The 26,711-nt window shown below is 57.8% G+C and carries 27 protein-coding genes; 11 read left to right on the plus strand and 16 right to left on the minus strand.

What is annotated here, in order from left to right; translation table 11 throughout:
- The first annotated feature begins 100 nt into the window (after positions 1 to 100).
- The 3 genes from neuC to ACZ1G5_RS04090 are packed head-to-tail and all read left to right on the plus strand — an operon-like array spanning position 101 to position 3,750.
- Positions 101 to 1,225, plus strand: a complete 1,125-nt coding sequence (gene neuC / locus ACZ1G5_RS04080; RefSeq protein ID WP_472731638.1) for a UDP-N-acetylglucosamine 2-epimerase — start codon at positions 101 to 103, stop codon at positions 1,223 to 1,225.
- Complete coding sequence (locus ACZ1G5_RS04085; protein WP_472731639.1) at positions 1,209 to 2,468, plus strand: 3-deoxy-D-manno-octulosonic acid transferase; 1,260 nt, start codon at positions 1,209 to 1,211, stop codon at positions 2,466 to 2,468. The genes neuC and ACZ1G5_RS04085 overlap by 17 nt, the downstream gene beginning before the upstream one ends.
- Positions 2,458 to 3,750 carry a 3-deoxy-D-manno-octulosonic acid transferase gene (locus ACZ1G5_RS04090; RefSeq protein ID WP_472731640.1) on the plus strand — a complete coding sequence of 431 codons (1,293 nt, stop codon included), beginning with the start codon at positions 2,458 to 2,460 and terminating at the stop codon, positions 3,748 to 3,750. Before ACZ1G5_RS04085 ends, ACZ1G5_RS04090 begins: the two co-directional genes overlap by 11 nt.
- On the opposite strand, the gene modC is transcribed toward ACZ1G5_RS04090, so the two are convergent.
- Genes modC through ACZ1G5_RS04110 form a run of 4 tightly spaced genes read right to left on the minus strand, consistent with a single transcriptional unit; the run spans position 3,747 to position 7,439 of the window.
- The gene (modC, locus tag ACZ1G5_RS04095) at positions 3,747 to 4,808 is read right to left on the minus strand and encodes a molybdenum ABC transporter ATP-binding protein (protein WP_472731641.1); all 1,062 of its coding nucleotides are present in this window, start codon (positions 4,806 to 4,808) and stop codon (positions 3,747 to 3,749) included. The genes ACZ1G5_RS04090 and modC overlap by 4 nt on opposite strands.
- On the minus strand, positions 4,805 to 5,500 hold the full coding sequence (gene modB / locus ACZ1G5_RS04100; protein WP_472734268.1) for a molybdate ABC transporter permease subunit: 696 nt from the start codon (positions 5,498 to 5,500) through the stop codon (positions 4,805 to 4,807). Before modB ends, modC begins: the two co-directional genes overlap by 4 nt.
- Positions 5,500 to 6,243 (minus strand): molybdate ABC transporter substrate-binding protein, encoded by a 744-nt coding sequence (modA, locus tag ACZ1G5_RS04105; protein WP_472731642.1) that lies wholly within the window; start codon positions 6,241 to 6,243, stop codon positions 5,500 to 5,502. Before modA ends, modB begins: the two co-directional genes overlap by 1 nt.
- A 38-nt stretch (positions 6,244 to 6,281) precedes the next feature.
- Complete coding sequence (locus tag ACZ1G5_RS04110) at positions 6,282 to 7,439, minus strand: acetoin utilization protein AcuC (protein ID WP_472734269.1); 1,158 nt, start codon at positions 7,437 to 7,439, stop codon at positions 6,282 to 6,284.
- 34 nt (positions 7,440 to 7,473) lie between these two features.
- On the opposite strand from ACZ1G5_RS04110, the gene ACZ1G5_RS04115 reads away from it, so the two are divergent.
- The 5 genes from ACZ1G5_RS04115 to ptsP all read left to right on the plus strand — a co-directional run bounded on the left by ACZ1G5_RS04115 (position 7,474) and on the right by ptsP (position 12,664).
- The gene (locus ACZ1G5_RS04115; protein WP_472731643.1) at positions 7,474 to 7,947 is read left to right on the plus strand and encodes an NUDIX hydrolase; all 474 of its coding nucleotides are present in this window, start codon (positions 7,474 to 7,476) and stop codon (positions 7,945 to 7,947) included.
- Positions 7,948 to 8,009: 62 nt separating this feature from the next.
- Positions 8,010 to 8,414: a DUF1178 family protein gene (locus ACZ1G5_RS04120; RefSeq protein WP_472731644.1), complete on the plus strand. Its 405-nt coding sequence runs from the start codon at positions 8,010 to 8,012 to the stop codon at positions 8,412 to 8,414.
- Positions 8,415 to 8,426: 12 nt separating this feature from the next.
- The gene (locus ACZ1G5_RS04125; protein ID WP_472731645.1) at positions 8,427 to 9,077 is read left to right on the plus strand and encodes an SDR family NAD(P)-dependent oxidoreductase; all 651 of its coding nucleotides are present in this window, start codon (positions 8,427 to 8,429) and stop codon (positions 9,075 to 9,077) included.
- Positions 9,078 to 9,145: 68 nt separating this feature from the next.
- Positions 9,146 to 10,384 carry an aspartate kinase gene (locus ACZ1G5_RS04130; RefSeq protein ID WP_472731646.1) on the plus strand — a complete coding sequence of 413 codons (1,239 nt, stop codon included), beginning with the start codon at positions 9,146 to 9,148 and terminating at the stop codon, positions 10,382 to 10,384.
- A 36-nt stretch (positions 10,385 to 10,420) separates the two neighbouring features.
- Positions 10,421 to 12,664, plus strand: a complete 2,244-nt coding sequence (gene ptsP / locus ACZ1G5_RS04135) for a phosphoenolpyruvate--protein phosphotransferase (protein ID WP_472731647.1) — start codon at positions 10,421 to 10,423, stop codon at positions 12,662 to 12,664.
- Here the strand turns inward: ptsP and ACZ1G5_RS04140 are convergent.
- Both ACZ1G5_RS04140 and ACZ1G5_RS04145 read right to left on the minus strand, forming a co-directional pair.
- Positions 12,655 to 13,458 carry an EcsC family protein gene (locus ACZ1G5_RS04140; protein ID WP_472731648.1) on the minus strand — a complete coding sequence of 268 codons (804 nt, stop codon included), beginning with the start codon at positions 13,456 to 13,458 and terminating at the stop codon, positions 12,655 to 12,657. The genes ptsP and ACZ1G5_RS04140 overlap by 10 nt on opposite strands.
- A 32-nt stretch (positions 13,459 to 13,490) precedes the next feature.
- Positions 13,491 to 13,991, minus strand: a complete 501-nt coding sequence (locus tag ACZ1G5_RS04145) for a GNAT family N-acetyltransferase (RefSeq protein ID WP_472731649.1) — start codon at positions 13,989 to 13,991, stop codon at positions 13,491 to 13,493.
- Positions 13,992 to 14,060: 69 nt separating this feature from the next.
- Between ACZ1G5_RS04145 and ACZ1G5_RS04150 the strand changes: the two genes are divergently transcribed.
- A complete protein-coding gene (locus ACZ1G5_RS04150) occupies positions 14,061 to 14,666 on the plus strand; it encodes a flavin reductase family protein (RefSeq protein WP_472731650.1) in 606 nt (201 codons plus the stop codon).
- Here ACZ1G5_RS04150 and ACZ1G5_RS04155 read toward each other — a convergent pair.
- The gene (locus tag ACZ1G5_RS04155) at positions 14,663 to 16,285 is read right to left on the minus strand and encodes a SulP family inorganic anion transporter (protein ID WP_472731651.1); all 1,623 of its coding nucleotides are present in this window, start codon (positions 16,283 to 16,285) and stop codon (positions 14,663 to 14,665) included. The two genes, ACZ1G5_RS04150 and ACZ1G5_RS04155, sit on opposite strands and share 4 nt — an antisense overlap.
- Positions 16,286 to 16,454: 169 nt before the next feature.
- Here ACZ1G5_RS04155 and ACZ1G5_RS04160 point away from each other — a divergent pair, with 169 nt between their 5' ends.
- Together ACZ1G5_RS04160 and ACZ1G5_RS04165 are read left to right on the plus strand one after the other, a co-directional pair.
- The gene (locus ACZ1G5_RS04160) at positions 16,455 to 17,324 is read left to right on the plus strand and encodes an S-methyl-5'-thioadenosine phosphorylase (protein WP_472734270.1); all 870 of its coding nucleotides are present in this window, start codon (positions 16,455 to 16,457) and stop codon (positions 17,322 to 17,324) included.
- A gap of 13 nt (positions 17,325 to 17,337) precedes the next feature.
- Complete coding sequence (locus tag ACZ1G5_RS04165) at positions 17,338 to 17,868, plus strand: adenine phosphoribosyltransferase (protein WP_472731652.1); 531 nt, start codon at positions 17,338 to 17,340, stop codon at positions 17,866 to 17,868.
- Here the strand turns inward: ACZ1G5_RS04165 and ACZ1G5_RS04170 are convergent.
- From ACZ1G5_RS04170 to ACZ1G5_RS04210, 9 genes are all read right to left on the minus strand, one after another.
- A complete protein-coding gene (locus tag ACZ1G5_RS04170; protein WP_472731653.1) occupies positions 17,865 to 18,800 on the minus strand; it encodes a hypothetical protein in 936 nt (311 codons plus the stop codon). The two genes, ACZ1G5_RS04165 and ACZ1G5_RS04170, sit on opposite strands and share 4 nt — an antisense overlap.
- Before the next feature lie 149 nt (positions 18,801 to 18,949).
- Entirely contained in the window at positions 18,950 to 20,365 is a 1,416-nt protein-coding gene (locus ACZ1G5_RS04175) for an FAD-binding oxidoreductase (RefSeq protein WP_472731654.1), read from the minus strand.
- A gap of 58 nt (positions 20,366 to 20,423) precedes the next feature.
- Complete coding sequence (locus ACZ1G5_RS04180; protein WP_472731655.1) at positions 20,424 to 21,548, minus strand: cobalamin-independent methionine synthase II family protein; 1,125 nt, start codon at positions 21,546 to 21,548, stop codon at positions 20,424 to 20,426.
- 77 nt (positions 21,549 to 21,625) lie between these two features.
- The gene (locus tag ACZ1G5_RS04185) at positions 21,626 to 22,591 is read right to left on the minus strand and encodes a cupin domain-containing protein (RefSeq protein ID WP_472731656.1); all 966 of its coding nucleotides are present in this window, start codon (positions 22,589 to 22,591) and stop codon (positions 21,626 to 21,628) included.
- Positions 22,588 to 23,124: a DUF6653 family protein gene (locus ACZ1G5_RS04190; RefSeq protein WP_472731657.1), complete on the minus strand. Its 537-nt coding sequence runs from the start codon at positions 23,122 to 23,124 to the stop codon at positions 22,588 to 22,590. The genes ACZ1G5_RS04185 and ACZ1G5_RS04190 overlap by 4 nt, the downstream gene beginning before the upstream one ends.
- A 36-nt stretch (positions 23,125 to 23,160) precedes the next feature.
- Positions 23,161 to 24,144 (minus strand): nuclear transport factor 2 family protein, encoded by a 984-nt coding sequence (locus ACZ1G5_RS04195; RefSeq protein WP_472731658.1) that lies wholly within the window; start codon positions 24,142 to 24,144, stop codon positions 23,161 to 23,163.
- Positions 24,141 to 25,145 (minus strand): LacI family DNA-binding transcriptional regulator, encoded by a 1,005-nt coding sequence (locus ACZ1G5_RS04200; protein WP_472731659.1) that lies wholly within the window; start codon positions 25,143 to 25,145, stop codon positions 24,141 to 24,143. Before ACZ1G5_RS04200 ends, ACZ1G5_RS04195 begins: the two co-directional genes overlap by 4 nt.
- A complete protein-coding gene (locus ACZ1G5_RS04205; protein ID WP_472731660.1) occupies positions 25,145 to 25,909 on the minus strand; it encodes an SDR family NAD(P)-dependent oxidoreductase in 765 nt (254 codons plus the stop codon). Before ACZ1G5_RS04205 ends, ACZ1G5_RS04200 begins: the two co-directional genes overlap by 1 nt.
- Positions 25,906 to 26,643 carry a hypothetical protein gene (locus ACZ1G5_RS04210; RefSeq protein WP_472731661.1) on the minus strand — a complete coding sequence of 246 codons (738 nt, stop codon included), beginning with the start codon at positions 26,641 to 26,643 and terminating at the stop codon, positions 25,906 to 25,908. The genes ACZ1G5_RS04205 and ACZ1G5_RS04210 overlap by 4 nt, the downstream gene beginning before the upstream one ends.
- Positions 26,644 to 26,711 lie beyond the last annotated feature (68 nt).

The following is a 26,711-nucleotide window of genomic DNA, read 5'->3' on the forward strand; positions in this document are numbered from 1 at the left end:
CTTGCGACGCATAGCCAGTTTCCTTTCTGCCTTCATCAAGCTACGTTGGCTGCAACACAGAAGTCGGTTTGTCCGATAACGCGTTGATTTGGAAAACGGGATGCCGCGCTCAATCTTATTTGTTACCGGAACCCGGGCCGATTTCGGAAAACTGGAACCGCTGGCAATCGCCTGCCGCGATGCGGGATTTGGCGTCTCTTTCTTTGCAACGGGCATGCATATGCTGGAGCGGTACGGCCTGACCAAGTTGGAAGTTCACCGCACACCCGGCGTCCAGGTCCATGAGTTCCTCAACCAGCGTCCGGGCGATCCGCAAGATATGGTGCTGGCCAAGACCGTTATCGGGTTTTCCGATTTCGTCAAAGAGTTTCAACCCGACCTTGTTGTCATTCATGGCGACAGGGTTGAAGCCCTGTCCTGCGCCCTCGTTTGTGCCACCAACTATATCCGCTGCGCCCATATCGAAGGTGGTGAAGTATCCGGCACCATTGATGAGATTTACCGCCACTGTAACAGCAAACTGGCAAGCCAGCACTTTGTGTCCTCGGAGGATGCCGCGCGCCGTGTAATGGCGCTGGGCGAGCCCGCAGAAAATATACATGCGATCGGGTCGCCGGAACTGGACTTTCATGCGGGACCTTCGGGCGTGAGTATCGCAGAGGTTAAAGACCGTTATGCGTTGCCCTTTGATGATTTTGGTATTTGCGTTTTCCATCCCGTCACCTCAGAGGCCGAAACAATGGGTCTGCAGGCAGACGCCCTTTTTGGCGCCTTGGACCGGTCGGGGCGCAATTTTGTGGTCATTGCACCGAACAATGATCCGGGCTCTGCCGATATCTTTGATGCAATTTCCAGCGTGCCAAGTGACCGCTTTCGGGTGCTGCCATCAATGCGTTTTGCCCATTTCTCTGAACTGATGAAGAATGCAAAGGCGATTGTGGGCAATTCATCTGCGGGTGTCCGCGAGGCCCCATTCATTGGCTTGGCTTCATTGGATATCGGTACGCGGCAGACCAATCGCGCGAAATCACCCTCTGTTTTCTTTGCGGATGCGCGGGATGATGACGCCATCACAGCATTCTTAGATGAACAATGGGGCACGGCTTACCCGCGCCATGACGCCTTTGGCGGTGGCAGCGCATCGGAACGCTTTGTTGCGGTCCTGACGGCGCCCGGCTTTTGGGAAACCTCGCTGCAAAAGACGTTCCATGACATCCCCGACTGACATGCGACGCGGCTTGGGACTGCGTAGCTATTTGGCTTTCAGCCATCTAGTGCCACTGGTGGCAAAACGCGTTTTGCAGCGTCGCCTGCAACGTGGCAAAGAAGACCCAACGCGGTGGCGGGAAAAGCTGGGGCTGGGGCTGGCGCGGCGTCCGCAAGGCCGGTTGATCTGGCTGCACGCAGTCGGCTTGGGTGAAGTTCTGTCAGTCCGTGGTTTGATTGAACGCTTCGCTGCCGCTGAACCCGACGTTTCTTTTCTGGTGACATCAAGCACCGTCGCGTCCGCAGAGGTCTTTGCCAAGAACGCCCCTGCCCGCACGATCCATCAATTTCTACCGCTGGATGCGCCACGCTACCGCCGCCGCTTTCTTGATCATTTTACACCTGATCTCTGTATCTGGGTCGAACAGGATCTGTGGCCCGGCCTTGTCAGCGACCTTGCAGCGCGCGGTATTCCACAGTGCATGATTGCCGCACGGATGAACGCAAAATCTCATCGTGCGCATCAGAAGGCGCGAACCCTCTACGGTGATCTTTATGGCGCGATGGCACTGGTTGCGGCACAGGACGACGCCACGGCACAATATCTGACCACGCTTGGTGCGGATGCCAAGGTTTGCGGCTCATTGAAACCCGCAGCCCCCCTTTTGTCCCATAGTCCTGACGAACTGCCATCCATGAAACCACATTTGGGGGAGCGCCCCGTCTGGGTCGTGGCGCCCGCACATGCACACGACTGCGATATTGCACGTGCGGCGCATGAGCTGTGGCGAAAAGCGCAACCGGATGCGCTCTTGATCATCGCCCCGCGCTTTCCCGATATCTTCACAGAGTACCGCGGTCCACGCCGTTCCCAAAAAGAGGTACCGCAACCAGACGACGCGATCTGGCTTTTCGATACGTTCGGTGATCTGGGTCTTGCCTATCGTCTGGCAAACGCGGTGTTGATCGGCGGGACTTTCACCGATGTTGAGGGCCATAACCCATGGGAGGCCGTTGCCTTGGGATGCGCGGTTTTGCACGGGCCCCGCACCGCGAACTTCAAGGCCGACTTTGCACAGCTGGACGCAAGATCAGGCGCAATTCCCGTACAAACCGCAGAGGACATTGCCGCAGCACTCAGGTCTTCAGACTTGAATGCCACGGCCGACCGTGGGGTCAGCGCGTTGAAGAACGCCAGCGTGCAAGCCGACACGATCGTCGCCGACCTGTTGAATATTCTGGGGGCACCCAATGCCCGCTAAGTTCCCAAGTCCGAAACTGCGTATCGCGTTGATCCTTTACAGCCTGCTATGGTGGGTGCTCCTTCCGCTTGTGCTTCTCTATCTGCGCCAGCGTGGTCGCAGGGATCCGCTTTATGCAAAATACCTTTCGGAACGTTTCGGACAGCATAAGGCTCCGCTGGACACCCCCGTATGGGTTCACGCCGTTTCGCTGGGCGAGATGCGATCTGCAACACCGCTGATCCGCGCGCTTCTTGCGGGTGGTGAAACGGTTGTGACCACCCATTTCACCCCCGCAGGCCGCCGCGAAGCGGAGCGCGAATTTGCGTCCGAAATCGCAGCTGGTACCGTCCAGTCGGTCTGGGTTCCGTTTGAATATGGCTTTGCTTACCGGCGTTTCCTGCGGCACTTCAGCCCAAAGTACGGTCTGGTTATGGAAATCGAAATCTGGCCACGCATGATCATGGCCTGCCGCAATCACGGAACACCACTTTTCATCTGCAACGGGCAGTATCCTCTGAAAAGCTTTGAAAAGGACCAGCGCGGTCTTGGTCTGCGGGCGGGTTTGGCGGGCGGTTTTGCTGGTGGATCTGTAAAATCCGAAGGTCAGAAGGCACGGTTTGAGGCCGTTGGCATGCCAAATGTCCACGTCACCGGCGAACTGCGCTTCGATCAGCCCGTCCCTGCACACCATCTGACGGCCGCAGCCACCTTGCGCAATCAGTTGACCCGCGACCGCCCCAGCTTCACGCTGACCAGCGTTGTGGAAGGTGAAGACGCGATCTACATTGATACGATCCGCCAGACCAAGGATGCATTCTTTATCTACGTGCCGCGCGCGTCTGAACGGTTTGATGAGGTCGCAGGCATGCTGGATGCTGCAGGGCTCAGCTATGCCCGCAGGTCAGAGCTTTTGGACAAGGATCTTGGGTTGATCGCCACTGATCCCGATATCGATGTGCTTTTGGGCGACAGCATGGGCGAGATGTACTTTTATCTTGGCCTATGTGACCGCGCCATTGTTGGTGGCGGTTTTGTTCCCAAAGGCGCACACAACGTGATCGAGCCACTTGCACTCAAAAAACCAGTGATCGTTGGGCCGCATATCTGGACGATCGAATACCCGGCCACCGAGGCCATTGCGGCGGGCGTGTGCACCCTTGTCCCGGATCGTGCCGCCCTTTTGGCAGAGGTTAGCGGCCCGACACCCATCACCGATGCACAAATCACACGCTTCTATGACGCCCATGCAGGTGGCGTCGCGCGCACGCTAGAGACCATCCCAAAGGCACTGACGCGCTAGCGGCCGATATCCTCTGGTCCAACAGCGGTCGCCTTGATAATCGCGAAGATGCGCTGCCCGACGGCCAGTTCCATCCGCTGCGCACTTCGGCGTGTGATCCGGGCCAAAAGATGGTCTTCGCCAGCCTGAAGCCCGACAGCCACCCCCGGTCCGCGGCCATATTCGACCTGCGTGATCGTGACTGGCAGCACGTTCAAAGCACTCATGCCGTGCGGCGCATCTTTGGCAAGGATCACATCCTGGGCAGGAATGCGAATACGCACAGTCTGGCCCAGCACCCCCAAGATGCCCGGTAGCGTCAGCCGCCCACCTGAAAAGGCAAGCTCTGTTAGTTCGTCATCCAGCAACCTGCCCGCGACTTTTGTTGTAATGACGGCCCCCGCCGCGCGCACCCCAACAATTGGCACGGCCTGAGGCTCTGACAGGACCTTGCCAATTGGACCGCTGGTTGCGACCCGACCGCGATCAATCACCACAATAGTTGTTGCCAGCCTTGCCACCTCGGACACGTCATGGCTGACGTAGAGCATGGGTGTTTTCACTTCATCGCGCAGCCGTTCGATAAAGGGCAGGATTTCCGCCTTTCGCGGTGCATCCAATGCTGCAAGCGGTTCGTCCATGAGCAAGAGTTGAGGATCGCACATCAGCGCCCGCCCCAGTGCAACGCGTTGGCGTTCACCACCAGATAGTGCAGCAGGCATACGGGTCAGCAACTGCTCAAGCCCCAAAACCGCAATAATGCGATCCACGTCATGCGCACCGCCAAACGTCAAATTGCGCATGACCGACATATGCGGAAAAAGCCGGGCGTCTTGGAAAACATATCCAATGCGGCGGTGCTGCGGTGGCAGGTGCACGTTGGCGGCAGCATCACATAGGACAGTCTCACCTATTTTGATCCGCCCGACATCAGGGCGCAGCAACCCAGCAACAGCATTCACGACAGAGGTCTTCCCGGATCCTGAACGCCCGAAAATCGCGGTCACCCCCCCGGGCGCATCAAACTGAACGTCCAGTTGGAAATCGCCCAAGCGCTTTTTGACATCGACGGTGATCATCGACCGCCCACCCTTTTCGCCATACGGCGCGCCAACCACTCAGACAACAAAAGCGCCCCCATGGCCAATATGATGGACACGACCACAAGCGCCACGATCGCCGGTTCGCTGCCGGGTACCTGAAGCAGACCATAGATTGCCGTAGGTATCGTTTGTGTCTGGCCGGGTATCGCGGCAACGAAGGTGATTGTGGCGCCAAATTCGCCCAGCGCCTTGGCAAAACCCAAGATAGCACCCGCGAGAATGCCCGGCAAAACAAGCGGCAGCGTCACAGTCCGCAGAACCCGCCACCGCGACGCGCCAAGGGTCAAGGCGGCGTCCTCAAGTCCAGGATCTACCGCTTCGAACCCAAGGCGGATGGCCCGCACCATCAAGGGAAATGCCATGATCGCGGCAGCCAATGCCGCACCCGTCCAGCGGAATGCGAGGCTGATCCCGAAAGTTTCATTCAGGATGCTGCCAATTGGCCCCTGCTGTCCGAAAAGCACCAGCAAAAGGTAGCCCGTCACCACCGGGGGCAAGACCAGCGGGAGATGCACGAGCCCATTCAGCAATTGCCGCCCCGGAAAGGACTTTCGTGCCAAAAGATAAGCAACCCAGACCGCTACGGGCAATGCCGCAACGGTCGCCAAAAGCGCGACCCTGAGTGACAGCCAGATCGCCGTCCATTCCTGCGGACCCAGTGCGTCCATCATTGGCTGGCGTCCACAGGCGCTAGAAACCCCGATCCCGCAAGGATGCCCTGCCCGTCAGCGCTCAACAGAAAGTCGAGTATCTCAGGCGCATCCGGCCCTGCCTGATCAGTCAAGGCACCCAGATATTGAATGGGCGGGTGGCTGTCATTGGGAAACACCGCAACTTCAGATACCGCGTCGCTGATCCGCGTGTCCGTGCGATAGACAATCCCCAAGGGTGCCTGCCCACGTGCGACCAACGCCAAAGCAGCGCGGACGTTGTCAACCTCTGCCAACCGATCTGATAGTGTGTCCCACAGCCCAAGGGACTGCAATCCTGCCTTGGCATAAATCCCGGCGGGAACCGCCTTTGTCAGACCAACAGCGATATGGCCATCACCGAGCGCGGCAAGAAACTGCTCCTGTTCTAATGCGAGCGGCGCTGTGCCCTTTGCCGCAATCACCACAAGTTCATTGCTCGCGAAATTCACAACAGTCTCATCATCAACATGTGCGCCAGCGATCAGCGCACCCATCCATGCTGAATTCGCCAACAACACGATATCAGCCGGTGCGCCAAGGCTGACCTGACGCGCCAAAGTTCCGCTGCCGCCGTATGAGACCACGACATCGTCAAACCGGGCGGCGACTTGGTCTATCGGTTCTTTCAGACTGGCCGCTGCAAAGATCAAAACCTCTGCCTTTGCAGCGGGTGCCGCAAGCATCATCACGAAACCAAAAAACAGGGCGCGCAGTGTCATGGCGCGACTATCGGAGCGTTTGGGAAGGCTTGCAAGTGTCAGTGCCAAAGCCTGCGGCGACCCGCCAACTGCTGCACGCGACTGCGCACTTCATCAGCAATCGCACCCTCGCGCGGCCTATCGCGCAATGTATCAATCCAATGTGGTTCTGGATGATGCTGGCGGAGTGGGCCATGCCATGTCAAAGCGCCCAAAACCGCTTGGGCTGTGGGTGGCAGGATATCGGGGATCGCATGCCCATTCAGTGTGGCCCAGACACCTGTCCAAAGACGGCCAACGGACCACGGGTTATACCCGCCACCGCCCAGAACCAAATAACGCGACGAGAGCGGCATCAAGGCCGCAACAATCGCCCAATGCGCGTTATTCGACAGCGTCAGCCGCGATTGCGGGTCTTCGGTGACAGCGTCAGAGCCGCATTGCAGGACAACTGCGTCGGGTCGAAAGTCTGACACCAATGGCACAATCAGCTCATCGCGTATCGTCGCCATTTCGGTGTCGTTCAACCCGGCGGGCACGGGCAAGTTAAACACCTGCCCCTTACCAACATCCGTCAGTTGGCCAGTCCGGGGCCAACGGTTTTCTTCATGGACAGAGATTTGCAGCGTCTCGGGGTCGTCCGCAAAGGCATGCTCTACCCCATCAGGATGATGGGCGTCGATATCAACATAGGCGATCCGCTGGGCTCCATTGCGGCGCAAGGACTGGATCGCCAGAACCGGATCGTTAAGGTAGCAAAACCCATTTGCGCGATCGGGCATGCCGTGATGCGTACCACCCGCAGGCGAATAGATGACCCCGCCGTGTTTGAGCAATTCACCCGCCAAAAGCGACGCCCCCGCAGACGTCGCAGGCCGCCTGTACATTTCCGCAAAGACCGGATTTGACGGGGTGCCAAGGCTGTGTCGCGCACGCACATCATCTGTCACGGATTGTGCTGCTTCCGCGGCCTGCAAGGCCGCCAGATATTTCGGGGTGTGATAGCCCATGAGTGCGGCAGGTTTCGCCCTTGGGCTGGTGATAAACTGCGCGGGCGGTAGCCAGCCCAAGGCGCGCGCAAGGTTCATCACGGTGGACACGCGCGGCACACGCAGCGGATGCCACGCGCCATAGCTTGAGTGCCGGTAAATCTCGGACCCGATAAATCGGGGACCAGGGGTTGCCTGGGTCACAAAAGCTTGCGTAACGTCTGCCATAAGATGCGATGTATCGCTTTTTGTGACGGAGAACATGGCGAAATCAATCGCAAAACAATTGCCTTTAAAGCTGCGGACAGGCCGCAAAACAGATGCACGGGCGCAGTTCGCGGCCCTGTGTTGGCGGATCAAGAACGACAAATTGCAGGTCTGTCTCATCTCAAGTCGCACCCGCAAGCGATGGATTATCCCCAAGGGATGGCCCATGCACAAACAAACGCCGGCCAATGCGGCTGCGACCGAAGCCTACGAAGAAGCGGGGCTGAGCGGTGAAGCCATCGACTTTTGCCTCGGCGTTTATAGCTATCACAAGCCGCAAAAGGTCGGGGGCGCACCTATCATTACGATGATCTATCCCGTCAGAGTGACCCATGTGCACAGCAAATGGCCCGAGAAGAAACAACGCCGCCGCAAATGGATGAGCCCCGCGAAGGCCGCCAAGAAATTGAGCGAGCCAGAACTCAAACGCATTGTCTCGCGTTTCAAGCCGGATCGGATCGGGCGCTAGCTTACGCTTGCAGACCGGGCCAAAAGACCTATTTATCCGCTAGACCGCAACGACAGGCCGCAATGATCCGCTTTAACCTCAAATGTGACCAGGACCACGAATTCGAAAGCTGGTTTCAGTCCGGTGCCGCTTTTGACAAGCTGGTTGGCGCGGGCATGGTCAATTGCACATCCTGCGGTTCCACAAAAGTCAGCAAGACGATTATGGCCCCCGCCGTCAGCACATCGTCCGACATCACAGCGCCCAAACCCACCGAAACCGCGCTGGCCGAGATGCGCAAGAAAATCGAGGCCAACTCGGACTATGTCGGCAAAGGCTTCGCCAAAGAGGCGCGCGATATGCATGATGGCGTGGTACCTGAGCGCCCGATTTATGGTGAGGCGAATTTGGCTGAGGCCAAGAAACTGGTGGACGACGGCATTCCGGTCATGCCACTGCCGTTCACACCAACCAAGAAAACCAACTAGGGATACGCCGATATGACCATCCTTATCACCGGGGCCAATCGCGGGATCGGCAAGGCTCTGTTTGATAACTATGCGCAGTCAGGAAAAATGGTCATCGGCACCCACCGCGCGGCAGATAGCGGCACGATGCGTCAATTGGATGTGACAGACCCTGCGTCTCACACCGCTTTGGCGGGCCGGCTAAGCGAGACCACCATTGACCTGTTGATCTGCAACGCGGGCGTCTATCTCGACAAGACCGAGGCGCTGGCCGACGGCTACCCAGCCGATATGTGGGCGCAGGGCTTTGCGGCCAATGTCACCGGCGTATTTTTGACGATCCAAAGCTTGTTGCCCCATCTACAGCGAAGCCGGACGGGTAAGATCGCGATCATCTCTTCGCAGATGGCATCACACACGCGCGCCCCGGGTGGTAGCTATATCTACCGCGCCAGCAAAGCAGCCGCCTTGAACCTTGGACGAAATCTGGCGGCGGATCTGCACCCGAAAGGCATCGCCGTTGGCATCTATCACCCGGGTTGGGTGCGCACTGACATGGGCGGTGACAGTGCCGCGATCGGTGTTGACGAAAGCGCCAAAGGTCTGGTTGCCCGGTTTGCCGCACTTGATCTTGCGACAACCGGTTGCTTTGAGACTTGGGATGGGCAAGCACACGCCTACTAACCGATTGCCCTTCACCTCGGGCAGCATTAAAGGAAGCGCTGACTAAAGACAGAGCTTCAGGACAGCCCATGCCAACGCTTGTGATGAAATTTGGTGGCACATCAGTTGCCAACCTCGACAGGATTGCACGCGCGGCCAAGCGCGTCGCGGTCGAAGTCGCCAATGGCTACGATGTCATCGTCATTGTCTCGGCCATGTCGGGCAAGACCAACGAACTGGTTGGCTGGGTGAATGAAACATCGCCACTTTACGATGCACGCGAATATGACGCCATCGTCTCTTCGGGTGAAAACGTGACGGCTGGCCTCATGGCGCTCCGCCTTCAGGAAATGGATATCCCAGCCCGCAGTTGGCAGGGCTGGCAAGTGCCGGTGAAAACGACCTCTGCTCATTCCAGCGCGCGGATCGAAGAAATTCCAACCGACAACATTAACGCCAAGTTCGGCGAAGGCATGAAAGTCGCAGTGGTTGCCGGTTTCCAAGGTGTCAGCCCGGAGGGTAGGATCACGACGCTGGGGCGCGGTGGTTCTGACACAACCGCAGTTGCCTTTGCAGCAGCTTTTGGTGCTGAGCGTTGCGACATCTACACCGACGTTGACGGCGTCTACACCACCGACCCGCGCATCACGAGCAAGGCACGCAAGCTCGACAAAATCTCGTTTGAGGAAATGCTGGAACTGGCATCGCTCGGGGCCAAGGTTCTGCAGACCCGGTCGGTTGAACTGGCCATGCGCTACAAAGTGCGCCTGCGGGTGCTGTCATCATTTGAAGAACCGTCCGCCAGCGCCGGAACGCTGGTCTGTGATGAGGAGGATATCATGGAATCCAATGTTGTGGCCGGTGTGGCCTATTCCCGCGACGAAGCAAAAATGACGCTTATTTCGGTCGCAGACCGTCCCGGAATTGCCGCGGCGATCTTTGGACCCTTGTCGGATGCAGGCGTGAACGTCGATATGATCGTGCAGAACATCTCAGAAGAGGGCCGCACGGATATGACGTTCTCTTGCCCTGTTGATCAGGTCAAGCGCGCGGAAAAGGCGATGCAGGACGCCAAGGATAGCGGCGACATCAACTATCACGATCTGGTCGCGGACGAAGGTGTCGCCAAGGTCAGTGTGGTAGGTATTGGCATGCGCAGCCACACAGGCGTTGCCGCCAAGATGTTCCGCGTGCTTTCTGCTGAAGGTGTGAACATTAAGGTCATCACAACCTCCGAGATCAAAATTTCCGTGCTGATTGACAGAAAATACATGGAACTTGCCGTGCAGGCCCTGCATGATGCTTTTGAATTAGAAAAAGCGGGCTGACCAAAATCCATGGCAGGCTGCGGGTAGCGGGGGTCTATGCCACAGCGGTTAGAAACCGAAAGTCGCAAACTGCTCGGGCGGTTACGCGAGGCACTGGCGGCTGACAACGAAGGTCAGGCGCGGCTGGATTCTGTCGTGAACCTAATTGCGGGCTCGATGGGCACCGAGGTCTGTTCCATCTATCTGTTCCGTGATGCGGAAACGCTGGAACTTTGTGCCACCGAAGGTTTGCAATCAGAAGCCGTTCACCAGACCCGGATGCGTCTGGGTGAGGGCCTTGTGGGCCGAACCGCCAAAGACCGCACCGTCATCAATACCGCCGACGCGCCATCCTCTAAGGGCTTTCGCTATATGCCCGAAACCGGGGAAGAGCGGTTTTCATCTTTTTGCGGTGTTCCGATCCAACGCTTGGGCGATGTGCTGGGTGTTCTGGTGGTCCAGTCAAAAGACGCCCGAGAGTATACACCCGATGAGGTTTACGCCCTTGAAATCGTGGCCATGGTCATCGCAGAGATGACCGAATTGGGCGCTTTTGTCGGCGAAGGTGACGCCCTTTCGGCCCGCCACCAGCAACCTGTGATGCTGCGCGGGTCCATCGCGCAGGAAGGGGCAACCGAAGGGCTGGTCTATCTGCATGAGCCCCGCGTTGTGGTGACCAACCCCATTTCGGACGACCCCGAAACAGAAAGCGCCCGGCTGAACGATGCGATTGATGCACTGCGGGCGGGCGTGGATGACATGCTGTTAGGGGCCAACACGGTCGACGCGGATCAGCGTCAGGTGCTGGAAGCATATCGCATGTTCGCCAATTCGCGCAGCTGGCTGAAACGCATGCAAGAAGACGTACAAAACGGCCTGTCAGCTGAAGCCGCGGTCGAGAAAGAACAATCGCTGGCCCGCGCGCGCATGTCGAAATCAGCCGACCCCTATATGCGCGAGCGGCTCCATGATCTGGATGATCTGTCCAATAAGCTGCTGCGCATTTTGACCGGTCAGGGCGCTGATGCTCGCGCCGACATTCCCGATAATCCGATCCTTATTGCGCGCAACATCGGCCCCGGTGAATTGCTGGAATACGGCAAGAAAATCAAAGGAATCGTGCTTGAAGAAGGCTCTGTCGGCAGCCATGCCGCGATTGTCGCCCGGGCCTGGGCGATCCCGTTGATCATCAACGCCAAAGGCGTCACCCGCGAAGCGTTGAACGGCGATCCCATTCTTGTCGACGGCGAACAGGGCATCGCCCATTTGCGCCCTGATGAAACAGTTCAGGCCGCATTTCGTGATAAGATCGAAATGCAGACCCGTGCGCAGGAACGCTATGCATCTATCCGCGATTTGCCGGCTGAAACCAAATGCGGGCAGGTGATTTCCCTGCAGATGAATGCGGGGCTGATTGCTGATCTGCCATCGTTAGAAGGGTCCGGCGCCGAAGGCGTGGGGCTGTTTCGTACTGAGTTGCAGTTCCTGATCCGCAACCAAATGCCGCGCCGCGCCGAACTGTCAGCGCTCTATTCGAGGGTGCTGACCGCGGCGAAGGGCAAACGCGTCGCCTTCCGCACGCTTGATATCGGGTCGGACAAGGTGCTGACTTACATGAAGCCAAATGACGAACCCAACCCCGCAATGGGCTGGCGCGCGATCCGGGTCGGCCTTGATAAACCCGGCGTGTTGCGGATGCAGTTGCAGGCGCTGCTCAGGGCGGCCAACGGAGAGCCGTTGTCGGTGATGTTCCCATTTATCGCCGGGATCAACGAATTCCGTGCCGCCCGCGCCGAGATGGACAAAGCGATCGCACGCGAAACCAAGCTTGGTCATGCGTTGCCGTCCAAGCTGGAAGTGGGCGCAATGCTGGAAACGCCGTCGCTGGCCTATGCGCCGGACGCGTTTTTTGACGAGGTTGATTTTATCTCAATCGGCGGCAACGACCTCAAGCAGTTCTTCTTTGCCGCAGATCGGGAAAATGAACGTGTGCGCAAACGCTATGACACGCTCGACAGCAGCTTTCTGAACTTCTTGTCGTTGATCATTCAACGCTGCGAAGCCAGCGGCACGCCCCTGTCCTTTTGCGGCGAAGATGCCGGCCGCCCGGTTGAGGCGCTTTGTTTTGCGGCCCTTGGCCTGCGGGCACTTTCGATGCGTCCGGCCTCTGTTGGTCCGGTCAAGCACCTGTTGCGCCGTGTCGATCTGACGGAAGTGAAGGCGGTCATGGACAAGGCAATCGCGAGCGGTGACCAGTCTGTCCGCCGCGCTGTGGCAGATTGGCTCGTCTATCAGGTCTGAGGCGGTTTGCCCGACGCCAGTACGCCATGAAAATAATCAGCGACAGCCCTGTCGCCGTAGACCCTTGCCAAACGGCGTAGTCCAAAATGCACATGCGCCATTGAGACGTAGTAGTCTACAAACGCGTAGTTTGTTCCTGCCCCCGCCGCAGCACCCAAAACCGGCACCGCTTGTGTGGCAAGCTTTTGCGACAGAACAGTCGCAAATTTTGGAGCAACTCTGCTTATCAGGCCATTGACAGCAGCACCCGAAATACTGAGCCGCGCGCCAATAAAGGCGGTGTCGACGCCATCATCATCTGTGCCGGGACCGCCTGCGCCGAACACGGCAAGACATTCCATCTTGGTTTCCTCTGCGTCCGGATCTTCGCCATATTCCACGGCAACATGATGCACCGCGCGGAAGATCACGGTTGTGGCGACAGGCAGCTCTGCCACGGCAGTAGGAAGCCCGCCAACGCCACCAATAGCGCCCGAAATCGTACCCAAAATCTTATGAATACGGTCTGATCCAATCGCCCCGCCGCGCCCCATGCGCGACTTGCTGGCCACGTCAAAGCTTTGACGCAAAGCAGCGCTCGCCAGATCATCAACCTGATTGCGCACCGCAGCAGGCAGCATCTTCAGCCCATCTTCCACCTGCCCACCGACAAAGTTGATCGCCGACATCAATACACCATTGGCCTTGCGTTGGCGCGCAGCAAGATCAGCAATCTCAGCCTTTGCTGCCTCTGACAGCGGCTTGGGCGGATCGGCTGGATTGATTTCTTTCATCGTGGTGCTTTGGTCTTCCATGATTTTTCAGATGGGGATCAAGCACCCTGATTTCAATTGGCCACCGATGTCACGGTCCCGCCGACGGCATCCCAGCCCCCGGCGACCAAAGACACACCCAGCACCCGTTCTGGGTTTGTGGGGGGCGGCATTTCTACCGCGTCCAAACGCTCAAACCCAAAACGACGATAGTAAGGGGCATCACCCACAAGCATCAGCCGCGCCCAGCCAAGATCGCGCGCATCAGACAGGCAGCGCTGCATCAAAAGCGAGGCAACACCTTCGCCTTGGCGGGTTGGGTGCACGGCGATGGGGCCAAGCAAGACCGCCTGTTGCCCACCAACCAGAACCGGCCAGTTGCGCACAGCACCCGCCAGTATCCCGTCTGCATCGCGCGCCGTCAGGCACAGCGGCGCAATCGGGTCCACCCCTTCGCGCAAACGGTAGGACGACAGCGCCGACCGCCCCGGCGCAAAGCACAGATCATAAAGCGCCTCGACCTCCCACCAATCGTCGGGCGTTTCCGTGGCCAGTGTCAGTGCCGTCTGCTGCATGTTTCTTTCGTCTGGCCAAGGGTTTCAAGCCAAGCTAACCCTAGGATACGCAAACGAAAAGGCACTGCGATGTTCTATGAGCCCAAAAACGGCCACGGTCTGCCCCATAACCCTTTCAACGCCATCGTCGCACCCCGGCCAATCGGCTGGATCGCGACGCGCGGCGCAGATGGGCGCGATAATCTCGCACCCTATTCGTTTTTCAATGCCGTCGCTTATGTGCCACCACAGATCATGTTTGCGTCGACCAGCAGCAAGCCCGACAGGGACGGAACAAAGGACTCAGTGGCCAACATCCGCGACACAGGCGTTTTTTCAGTGCAAATCGTGGAATATACAGCCCGCGATATCATGAACAAAACCTCCGGCCCGTGGGAGCGTGAAACAGATGAATTCGCGCTTGCCGGCGTCGAAAAGGCTGCGTGCGAAACGATCAACTGTCCACGTGTCACAAACGCCCCTGCGACACTGGAATGCAAACTGACCCAAATCGTACAACTGCCCGGCGAGGCCAATTTCACCGTATTTGGCGAAGTAACGGGCGTGCATTTACGCGACAACTGTGTCGTGGACGGTAAGTTTGACGTGACCACCTTTAACCCGCTGACACGGTTGGGATACCGCGACTATGCAGTCATCCGCGAGGTTTTCAGCCTAAAGCGCCCCGATGACTAATGCCCGCCAATAATCCCGGTTTTTACGCTGTAATCGACGGCCAATGCATAATCAGGGTCGTCATCGCTATCGACCATGAGGTGACCAGCCTTTGACAGCAACTCATGGCAATCCCGGCTGAGGTGGCGCAGTTGGATTACCTTGCCTGCATCGATGTATTTCTGCGCCAAGGCCTCAATCGCTTGTAACGCGGATTGGTCGGCGACACGGCTATTGGCGAAGTCTACGATCACAACATCCGGGTCAGTGGCGATATCAAAGATTTCCATGAAACCATCGGCTGAACCGAAAAACAGCGGCCCCTGAATTTCATAAACCTGCGCGCCTGCTTCTGTCCGGCTTTCGCGCTTGATGGCGTGGATTCGGGTTGCATTGCTCCAAGCATAGGCCAGCGCAGATACGATCACACCGACCACCACGGCGGTTGCCAGATCAGTAGCCACCGTCACGATGGTCACAAGGATCGTCACGAAAGCATCTGTGCGCGGCACTTTGCGCAGGATGCGCAGTGAATTCCACGCGAAGGTGCCGATCACGACCATGAACATGACACCAACCAAAGCGGCCAGTGGGATTTGTTCGATCAGGCTGCTGGCAAACAGGATGAAAGCCAGCAAGAACAGCGCCGCGGCAATGCCTGCAACCCGCGTGCGCCCACCGGATTTGACGTTGATCATCGACTGACCGATCATCGCACAACCGCCCATGCCACCAAAGAAACCAGTCACGGTATTGGCCGCCCCTTGGGCCAGGCATTCCTGGCTAGCACCACCACGTTTGCCCGTCATTTCGCCGACAAGGTTGAGGGTCAGCAAGCTTTCAATCAGGCCAATGGCTGCCAAGATCAGGGCATAGGGCAGGATGATCTCAAACGTTTCCCACGTCAGTGGCACCATCGGAATGTGGAAGGGCGGCAGCCCGCCTTCAATGCTAGCCAGATCGCCGACCAAAGGCACATCAAGGCCAAAGCCAATCACAATTGCGGCCACAATCCCGATACCCGCCAAAGGTGCCGGGATCGCATTGGTGATCTTGGGCATCACCCAAATAATCGCCATCGTCAGTGCAACCAGCGCCAGCATAAGATACAGCGGTGCGCCATGCAGCCATTCACCATTGGCCATACCGTGCCCGCCACCTTCGGCCGAACCGGGGACTTGGAACTGTCCCAATTGAGCCAGGAAAATCACAATTGCCAGACCGTTCACAAAGCCCAGCATCACCGGGTGCGGCACAAGGCGGATAAACTTCCCCCAGCGCATGATCCCCACAAAAATCTGTATCAAACCCATCAGGACAACAGTCGCAAACAGGTATTCGACACCATGCATCGCCACAAGGCTGACCATCACGACGGCCAAAGCGCCGGTGGCACCCGAAATCATACCCGGACGGCCGCCAAAAACGGCTGTGATCAGACCCACGATAAAGGCAGCGTAAAGCCCCACCAAAGGTTCGACACCCGCCACGAAAGCAAAAGCGACCGCTTCGGGAACCAAGGCCAGGGCCACGGTCAAACCCGATAAAATCTCAACCCGGAATTGGCCGGGGGTCAGCGGGGCATCGGGATCACGAAGTGAAAGGCTGTCAGCGAAACTCGCCAAAAGGGCGCGGGCCATGAAATATCCTGTCGAAATGGGAATTTGATTGCCCACTAAAGGAGCAAACGCGCCTTGTCACCCCTCGACCTTGCGTGATTTGGCGATGTTGCCGCATTGGCACTGCGCCCAAGGGTTCCATTCTGCAGCATTCCGTTTCAATGTGCGTGACGAGACGACGACAAGGCAGATCATGCAAACAAAAATCGGGATTATTGGTGGCTCCGGCATCTATGATATGGATGGGTTGGAAAACGCGAACTGGGTGACTGTGGACAGCCCTTGGGGTGCACCGTCAGATGATATCCTGACGGGCTGCCTGAGCGGTGTCGATATGGCCTTTCTGCCGCGTCACGGGCGCGGGCATGTACATTCACCCACAACTGTTCCTTATCGCGCCAATATCGACGCGCTTAAACGATTAGGCGTAACTGATATCATAAGCGTCAGCGCCTGCGGGTCTTTCCGCGAAGAGATGGCGCCGGGTGACTTTGTGATTGTCGATCAGTTTATCGACCGCACCTTCGCGCGTGAAAAATCCTTCTTTGGCACCGGCTGTGTGGCGCATGTCAGCGTCGCGCATCCAACGTGTCCGCGCCTCTCTGACGCCTGCGAAACAGCCGGGCGAGATGCCGGTATCACTATCCATCGCGGCGGCACCTATCTTGCGATGGAAGGCCCACAGTTTTCCTCCATGGCCGAAAGCAAACTTTACCGCGACTGGGGCTGCGATGTGATTGGGATGACGAACATGCCCGAAGCCAAACTCGCCCGCGAGGCCGAGATTTGCTATGCCTCCATCGCGATGGTGACCGACTATGACAGCTGGCATCCCGATCACGGTGCGGTGGACGTGGCGGAGGTGATCAAGACGCTGCAAGGCAACGGGACAAAGGCACAAGACCTCGTCAGCCACCTGCCCGCCTTGCTGGGCCCAGACCGCGCACCCTGCCCGCATGGCTGCGACCGTGCGCTCGAATACGCAGTGATGACCGCCCCTGATAAACGCGACCCTGCCTTGGTTGCCAAACTCGCCGCCATTGCTGGCCGTGTTCTGTAAGAAAGACCCCGAAATGAAGACTGTCCAAGACTACATCCGCACCATCCCTGACTTCCCGCACAAAGGGATCATGTTCCGCGATGTCACTACGCTGTTCAGCGATCCGCGCGGTTTCCGCATCGCCATCGACCAACTATTGCACCCCTATGCAGGGCAACCGATTGATAAGGTCGTGGGGTTGGAAGCACGCGGATTTATCCTTGGCGGTGCCATCGCACACCAGCTTTCACTGGGTTTTGTACCGATCCGAAAGAAAGGCAAACTGCCCGGTAAGACGATTGAACAGGACTACACACTGGAATACGGCACGGCGACGATGGAGGTGCACGACGACGCACTGCAACCGGGCGAAAAGGTGCTGCTAGTTGATGATCTGCTGGCCACCGGCGGCACGGCAGAGGCCGGGATCAAGCTGATCGAACGCATGGGGGCCGAGGTGATTGGCTGTGCCTTTGTGATCGACCTGCCGGATATCGGCGGACGTGCCAAGCTGCAGGCTTTGGGCATGGATGTGCATGCGCTGTGCCAGTTTGAAGGCGACTAGAAAAACGTCGGAAAATTCCCCGCATAGGCCGCCAAAATGGGTGCGATCAACGCGATGCCGGACTTCAGGGCATCTGTCGGATCAGTCTGTAAGCCGCGCATCTTCAGCCACCCCTCTCGCGCCTCGCGCTCTGCAAAGTCTTCATGTTCCGCCGCCGCCGCTGCCAGTTGGCGTTTGCGCCCTTCCAGAATAAGCGCGACAGGCACATAGAAGCTGAGTATCAGTAGCGAAAAATAAATGCCTGTGAACAAAAGCGCCGCGCCTATCACAGCCGCATAGGCACTTAGATGTTCGTCCGCGATCATCGGTAACGGCCACCGCATCCATGTGGTTGCAAAAAAGATGCCAAGCGTCAGTACCAACCCAGAGAGGTACAACTGCCGCCGCATCCGCAACACACCGAGTTCCAGCTGCATGGCTTGCGCATCCAGATCGCCGAGGACAGGCTTTTCAAGGCAGAGGATCATCCCCACAATCAACCCACCAACACCCAATCCGGCAAAAAAGTTGGTAAGGTCCATCATGCGGTTCAGCAACGAAATTACTGGCGTTTCCCCGCAAACACCCAACAACCACCGATCATCCGGCGCAACGCAGCCCGGCAAGGTACCCCGACCCAATGCTGCTTCGAACAGATCGCCGCCCAACTGATGATAGTTGCGCAATGCATCGGGATCCTGTGCCATTTGATAGGTCGGCCAAACAGCCAGACCAAATATGAGCGCAAGCAAACTGAACGCGGCTATGCGCGTGCGCTGCTGCGTCGGTTCGGTTAAGTCCTTGACTACGATCACAAAGACCAACAGCGACATTGCCGCAGATAACCAGGTAGCACCCAGAAATCGTAACCGCCCTGCTGTTTCCAACCATCCCCATTTCTCTTTGAGAATATCTGCGGACACCTGCAAATTTGCGGTCAGGAAGTGCTTCACAATCACTCCCTCTTGGATGAAAATTGCGATTGGCACGAGCGCGATGAAAAAATATCGCGCCGGAACGTTTCGAGCGATCAAAATATCCGCCCCCTACTAAAATACAGAAAGAAGGTAACATTTATTTGATCAAAAAGATAGGTTTCACCTTAAGGGCGCACAGCAAGTACGGCACCGGGGTTCATAATCCCTTGCGGATCAAGCGCATCCTTGATTGCCCGCAACATCGCCAGTTTCGCGGGATCACCGTAGGTTTCGAGGTCTTTGACCTTCAATCGCCCGATACCGTGTTCAGCACTCACTGATCCGTTCATCGCATGCACCAGATCGTGTACCACACGCTTTACCTCAGGACGCTCCGCCTCATAGTCGGCGCGGTTCTGTCCTGGCATCGGAAAGACGTTGTAGTGCAGATTGCCGTCGCCCAGATGCCCAAAGCAGTTGATCCGAAACGCCCCGACCTCAGCCACCGCCTGTTGACCCCGTGCAATAAAGTCAGGCACAGCACTCAACGGGATCGAGATATCATGCGAACTGACCGAACCGATCCGGCGGTTCGCCTCTGGAATACTCTCGCGGATGTACCAGAACGCATCACGCTGTGCGACGCTTTGGGCGATGGCACCATCGGTCACCAGTCCAGCCTCGAAGGCCTCTTCGAACAGCCCCTCCAACGCCGCTTCGGGGCTAAGACCACGCGGTAATCCAACATCAATCAGCACGCACCATTCAGGGGTTTCAGCGAAGGGTTGTTTCACCTCTGGCCCAACTTCAGCAAGAAAATCAAACCCTTGGCGATGAATAATCTCAAAGGCGGACACGCCTTCGCCAATCTGTTCTCCAGCCAAGGCCAGCAAATCCAAAGCCGCAGCCGGAGAAGGCACCGCCATCATCGCGGCCCCCACCCCAACGGGGCGCGGCGCAAGTTTCAAGGCCGCCGCCGTGATAATTCCAAGCGTCCCTTCAGCCCCAATCATCAAGTTGCGCAGATCATATCCTGTGTTGTCTTTGCGTAGCCGCGTCAGCCCATGCCAGATGGTGCCGTCAGGACGCACGACCTCAAGCCCCAGACATTGCGCGCGGGCATTGCCATACCGCAATACATTCACACCGCCCGCATTGGTGGACAACAAACCACCGATCCGCGCCGACCCTTCCGAGGCGAGCGACAGCGGAAACAAGCGCCCCACATCCTCAGCCGCTTTTTGAACATCGGCAAGGATCACGCCCGCATCGCAAACCAGCACGTTTTCAGATGGAAACACGTCGCGGATCCGGTTCATGCGTTCCAGTGACAGCACCACCGGGATGGGGCCGTCTTCATACAGCTGCCCGCCCACAAGACCCGTACCGCCACTGTAGGGCACGATTGGCACGCTTGCCCCGGCGCAGGCGCGCACGACTGTCGCGACCTCTTTGGTGCTGGCTGGTGCCACGACACAGCCTTTGCCTGCCCAGCGCCCGCGCGGCTCTGTCAGGTAAGGCGTGCTGTCCTCTTTGAAAGCCGCCGCAGGCAATAACCCACGAAGCTCTTGTTCAAATTCAGGCGTCACTGGATTGAGCATGCAAATCCCCTTTGATCATGGTGCTACATGGTCCAAAACGACAACCTGTCCAACCCGTTTAGCGCGCCAAGGCTGCGCCTTCGGACAGCGCGCCAAGTTTTGCATAGGCGATCTCTGGATCAACTGCGCCAAAGCCTGCAAAAGTGCCGAAGCCGCAATCTGATCCGGCGATCACACGGTCCGCACCAACGATACTTACAAAGCGGCTGACGCGCTCGGCCACCAACTCTGGATGTTCCACAAAATTGGTCGTCGTATCGACAACCCCAGGCACGAGGACCTTGTTTTCAGGGATATCCTTCGCCCGGTCCCGGAACACGGACCACTCATGGCCGTGGCGCGGGTTGGAGGTTTCAAACAACACATACTGCGACTTCGTTGACATCAGCGTGTCGAACATTTTGGCCATTGGAATGTCGCAGACGTGCGGCCCTTCATAGTTGCCCCAGCAGATGTGCACGCGCACTTTCTCGGCTGGCACGTCGGACAGGGCGTGGTTCAGCGCCTCAACATGGCTCGCGGCAATCTTGAGAAATTCATCATCCGATAAATCGTTAAACAACATATGACGGGACAGTGCGAGGTCGGGGCAGTCGAGTTGCAGATCAAGGCCAGAGGCCACGATCGTCTCATATTCCGTCTTCATGGCATCGGCCAAAGCGGCCAGATAAGCCTCGCGCGTTTTGTAGTAATCATTCTGCAAAAACAATGAGATAACACCGGGTGAGGCGGCGTTCATAAAGCCGCGTTCGGCGCCATGTTCAGCCATCGCACCTTTGAGGTTGGCGATATCCTTTTCCAACTCACCCTGCCCTTTTGACGTCACCTCACCCACGCACATGGGTCGCGCGTATTGCGGGGTGCCACCGTCATCGGCTAAGCGTTTGAGAAAGCTTGGAAATTTCTTGAGGTCAGCAGGCGCATTACGTGGACTGTCGCCGTCGAAACCGGTGTAGCGGTCCTTGACATAGGTCGCATAACTGATCTTGGACGTCTCGCCATCACTGACGATGTTGATGCCCGCATCTACTTGTTTTTTCACGGTTTCTGATACGGCGTCGGTCATGGCAGCATCAAATGCGGCCGCGTCATAGGCCTTGCCATGTTCCCGCGCGAAGATGAAATCGACGACCTCTTGGGTACGGGGCAAGGAACCCACGTGAGTTGTTAAGACTTTCGACATTTCATCATCCTCTTAAGTTTGTTTTGCGTACAGAAACTGTACATATGCTGTACATACAGATGTCATCAGGTTGGCCATTAACCTTTCCACGTGGGACCCGCAGGATCGCCAGTTGCGACGATGTGATAAAGGCTGGCGTCACCCGTCATGGCTGGCACCGCAGCGTGGGGCAGATTTTCTGGTACTGACATTGTGTCACCGGGGGCAAGCGTTGCCACCCCGCCGTCCCATGTCACCCGCCAATGACCGCGCATGGGCATCAACACGGATGGGTATGGGTGGCTGTGTTTTGTGTCGCGCGCAGAACCGCGCGTGATGAAATCAATCTCGAACCCCGGTTTATCCCGCAGGATGCCCTTTTCACCGATGACTTTGGCCGGCTTTTTGTCCGCAAGCGCATGAAGATCCCAGTAGCGCGCCACGTGGTTCGGCAAGACCTCGGCCGTTGTCGGCTCTGGTCGCTTGGCGAGTTCAGCGTCGGACATCAGCGGCATGGGGCCGACGCCTTCGGGCAATGCCTGCCCCCGCTTGGTGTCGTAGAGCTTGCCGTTGTCGCCCAAGATCAGCCCATGATCTGCTGCGTCTTCAATGACCTGCGGCGCCCACATGACACCGCCACCAGCGTCATCACCGCCAAGCACGGCCATGATCATCCCGTAGTCTGTGCCGATGTTTTCAAAGCCGCGGAAAATGCCAGTGGGAATGTTGAAGATGTCACCCTCTTCCAGCACAACCTCGCCCGCGTCGCCCCAGCGCCCCCAGAAGAAACGCCATTTGCCCTTTAATACAAAGAAGACCTCGGCTGTGTGGTGATCATGCAGGGAATTCCGCACGCGGGGCGGTTGCCCGGCCGCGCCGATGTTGAACCCATGCGGAATGCCGATGTGAACATGTTGATCGGGGCTTTCCGACACACCGCCACCGATGATTGTGAAATTTTCCTTTTGGTCAGACCCCGGCGTGTGGGCGTCGATGAAGGCGGTCTTGCAGGGTTGCAGATCGCCATAGCGGACGATGCGGTCTTCCATTTCAGCGGGGGTCATGATGCGTCTTTCGGTTGAGGTAGCGTGGGTTCGGGCATTGGTGCACCCATCGGAATTTGCGTAAGTTCGACATGGAGCCATACCATCCGATCCACGAACCATGCCTTTGAAAGAACAGTGCCAGCCACGCCCAATATCGTGGCCCATGGGTTCAGGACGATCACGCCCCAGACCGCACAAAGCGCAAAGGCGGCTGTAAAAGCAGCCGTGATGTTTGCGACAGGGATATGATGGGACGGGATGTCATGATGATCACGCGCAAGCCAGATGCGCTCACCCAGAACACCACGCGACATCCATGCGCCATAGTCCCGTGGTTCGGCAAAAATACGCGGGTTAAGCCATATCCACAACATAACCAGCAGGACCGCAGGCAGGGCCCACCAGCCGATCCACACCCGAGCGTAGATCGCGAAGAACAGCGGCGCCATGCCGAACAGAAACCGTGTCCAACCACTGAGCGGGTTGGCGTGGCGACGCCATGTTGCATCGTCCATTCTCATCAGCTTCTCTGAAAAGGCGTAGATATCCATGTCTTGCTTCACTCCGCGCAGCGCAATGTCCTTTGGTCAGGACCGCGCCATCAAAATCTGTTTCCAAATTGCGATCTCGTCGTAGAGGGCAAATTCGCGGCGCAACCCGACGCCATCGGGGCCGTAGGGCCCAAACTCGGCATGGCACATCCCCATAACGTGCACGTCCGCCCCGGTGGGTTCGCCAAAACTGCCCCAGCCGTGGTGCTTGCCATCCAGCGACCAGCGGATCGCGGCGCGTGGTGACAGCATGTCGGCGTCCATGCCGATCTGGTGATGGATTTTGAACTCCGCATGGGGGAAGGACGACCGCAGGCCGACCCAGAATTCGAGGATAGCGTCCCAACCGACAGCCCGTTTCGCCCCGGCATATTCGCCGATGCAGGCCCTGTCATAGCTGTCGCGGATATGCGTGAAATCATGGTTCATAATCCGCGTCAGCGTATCAGCGTAGCGTTGCCCCCATGGGTTGTCATTGCCCGTGCCGTGATAGCCGCCGTCAATGTCCATCGCAGGTGTAAAGGGTTTGCTGGCTTTGTCGGGGCCACCTTCACGGGTGATCAGTTCGGCGGCATAGTCGCGCGGATCCAGCCCCAGCTGCCGCACGATCCCACCATAGTCACGGACCAACCATTCGTCGTAGATGGTGTCTTCTTTTGCGGCGCAATCAGCAATGACGTAGACTTGCCAGTGCTTTCCCGTTGCCGGGCCGAACTGCCCGTCGCGCGTGTGCGTTGCTTTGGTCAGCAAGCGGTGAGACGACAGATAGCCGGTGTTTTCATCGCCAGACCAGATGACGTCTTCGCCCAACAATTCACGGTCGGGGAATTCGTTGATCGTGGCCATGGTTGAGGCAATCACAGCCTGATTGCCCGTCTGGATGCCCATGGGCGAACGCACTGGGATATCAGGCGCATAATAGTGGTTGAGCGTACCGACCCCCCGGTCTTCCCAAATCTCTTTGGTGATCCCGATGATATAGTCGGGAAAATCTTTCCAGCGGTTGGAAAAGCCCTTCATGTTTTTGGTCCTTTGGTGGTGCCGCGTTGGATCAGCGGGCTGTCTATTTCAATCAATTGTGCGGGCAGCGCGGGGTCATCAATCCGGCTGATCAATGCTTCAACCGTGGCCTCCACCATCCGGTTCAGGGGCTGGCGCATTGTGGTCAGGTCATAGGCGGGCCAGGCCGCCAAGGGCACGTCGTCATAGCCGACAATGGCCACATCGTCGGGCACTCTCAGTCCCATTTCATGGCGCAGCGTGTCAAGAACCGCAAAGGCCATGTGATCGTTACCGACAAAGATGGCGTCAGGTGGTGCGCTGCTATCCATCATGGATTGCACCGCAGCCGCCGCGGTTTCACGGTCATACATCCCATCCAAAACCAGCGGGGTGACGCCCTGCGCTGCCAGCGTCTCGCAAAATCCGGCTTGCCGATCGCGCCCGGTCGACGACCCGGCCCAACCGCTGATATGCCCGATTGTTTTATGCCCGCAGGATAGCAAAAATTCTGCGACGGTCCGACCGCCGGCAATATTTGCCGAGGTGACCGAGGAGATCGCCTCACCCTCTTGGCCACGGTTGAACATCACCACAGGGATCCCCGCAGCCGCACAGCGCTGGGTGAGATCGTTTGTCATACCGACGGAGGCTGTAATGATCCCATCGACCTGATAGTCGATCAGTTCCTGCATCACCTCTTCGGTGGCGTCCTGGCTGTTTGTCGCGGTGAAAACAAGAATATGGTAGCCTTTTTCCTGTAACGCGTTGGACAGGACTTGCAGCGCCAGCGGATAAAATTGATTGTCCAGATACGCCACGACCAACCCGATAATCCGGCTTTTGCCCGTGATCATCGCGCGGGCCATCATGTTGGGGCGATAGCCCAGTTCGGCCGCGGCCTTGCGGACTTTCTCAACTGTCTTGGCGCTCGCGGATGCACCGGGTGTAAAGACCCGGCTGACCGCTGATTGGCTGACGCCGGCGCGTTGCGCAACCTGGAGGGACGTGACTTTTTCCATCAATCCGCCGTCCATCCCCCATCAATCAACATGTGGGTGCCGGTCATCAGCGCGGAGGCGTCAGAGGCAAGGTAAACAACCGGGCCCATCATATCCGTCACCTCGCCCACCCGGCCCAGTTTGATCTTGTCCATGATCCATGCCACCCGATCCGGGTTGTTGAAGGTCTGTTCCGTCAAGGGGGTTCGAATGAAGGTAGGGCAGATAGTGTTCACACGGATCCCCTGCTTGCCCCATTCGATGGCCATTGCCTTGGTAAAGCCCTCGACCGCAAATTTGGTGGCGCAGTAAACCGCCCGGTCGATACCACCCACATGGGCCATCTGGCTGGTGATATTGATCAGGCTGCCGGGTTTTCCTGCGGCAAGCAGGCCTTTGGCCACCGCGCGGGTGAGGAAGTAGGCCCCTTTGTAGTTGATGTCAGAGACGGTGTCGAAATCCGCTTCTTTTGTCTCGATAGCTGGCGAATGGATCGCCAGACCTGCGGAGTTTACCAGAATGTCAAAAGGGCCGTGTTGGGCGACCGTTGCTTCGGTCGCAACGACGTCGGCCACATCCATCGTGATCGCGTTGGCCTGAAAGCCTGCGTCCCGCATCTGCTGCACAACGGCGTCGAGCTTGCCAGCGTTGCGTGCCGACAGCGTCACCTCTGCACCCGCTTCGGCCAATGCGACAGCACAGGCCAGCCCGATCCCGGAAGACCCGCCTGCAATCAACGCGCGTTTACCTTCGAGCCGGAAAGATGGGGTGGTGGGCAACGTCATGTCTTTGGTCCTGTGTTACGGATTTTGGCACCGCTGGCAGGCGTTTTTTGGGCAAGATGATAAGCGGGCGGCGTTGGATATCTGATGCCCTCAAACGGCGGAAAATCAGCGTAGCGCGCCATGCGTTCGCCGTGATCTTCCGGCGGGGGGTGACCGGCATGGACCAGCTTGCCCAGCGGGCGCACGTAGCTGTAGATCATGCGCGCAGGCTCTTCCCGCCATGTCAGATTGAACGCTGCCAGTTTTGGAAAGAAGCACATCTCGTGATAGGGCAGATGATCGTGCACCCAATAGGCCAGATCGCGCCAGTCGCGGCCATGGTCGTATTGATCTGCAAACCATGGCACCACGATACTGGCGCAGGCCCCCATCCGGCCCTTGGCATCGCGCATATCCCAGATGTGGCCTGCGTAATTTGATGCATTGCGGGCGCAGCGCTGTGGTTTGGCCTCGGTCGCCCCAAAATGGTTCAATGTCGGCGACCGGTAGGCAGAGCGCACAGCAATCGGTCCGAACGTATTGACCATCGGGTCGAGCAGGTTTTTGCAAAGCTGCATACCTGCTGTGATCGCAAGGTTGGGATCATCGGGGATATTGGGGATGGCATGGAAATTGCCGATCTCTGAATAGAGAAAATCCCGCATGAAGAAATGCCGTGATAACCGAACCCGCCCAAGGTCTTCGAGGCCACTGTAGCTTTGGGGTTTGCGTCTTTTTGACCGTGTGCTTTGCATATCAGACCACCCCGCCTGCCGAACGCTTGGGAGCCTCCGGCGGGAGTTTTAAGGGCAAGATGATACCT

It is taken from the genome of Yoonia sp. JB2-21, from assembly GCF_055693545.1.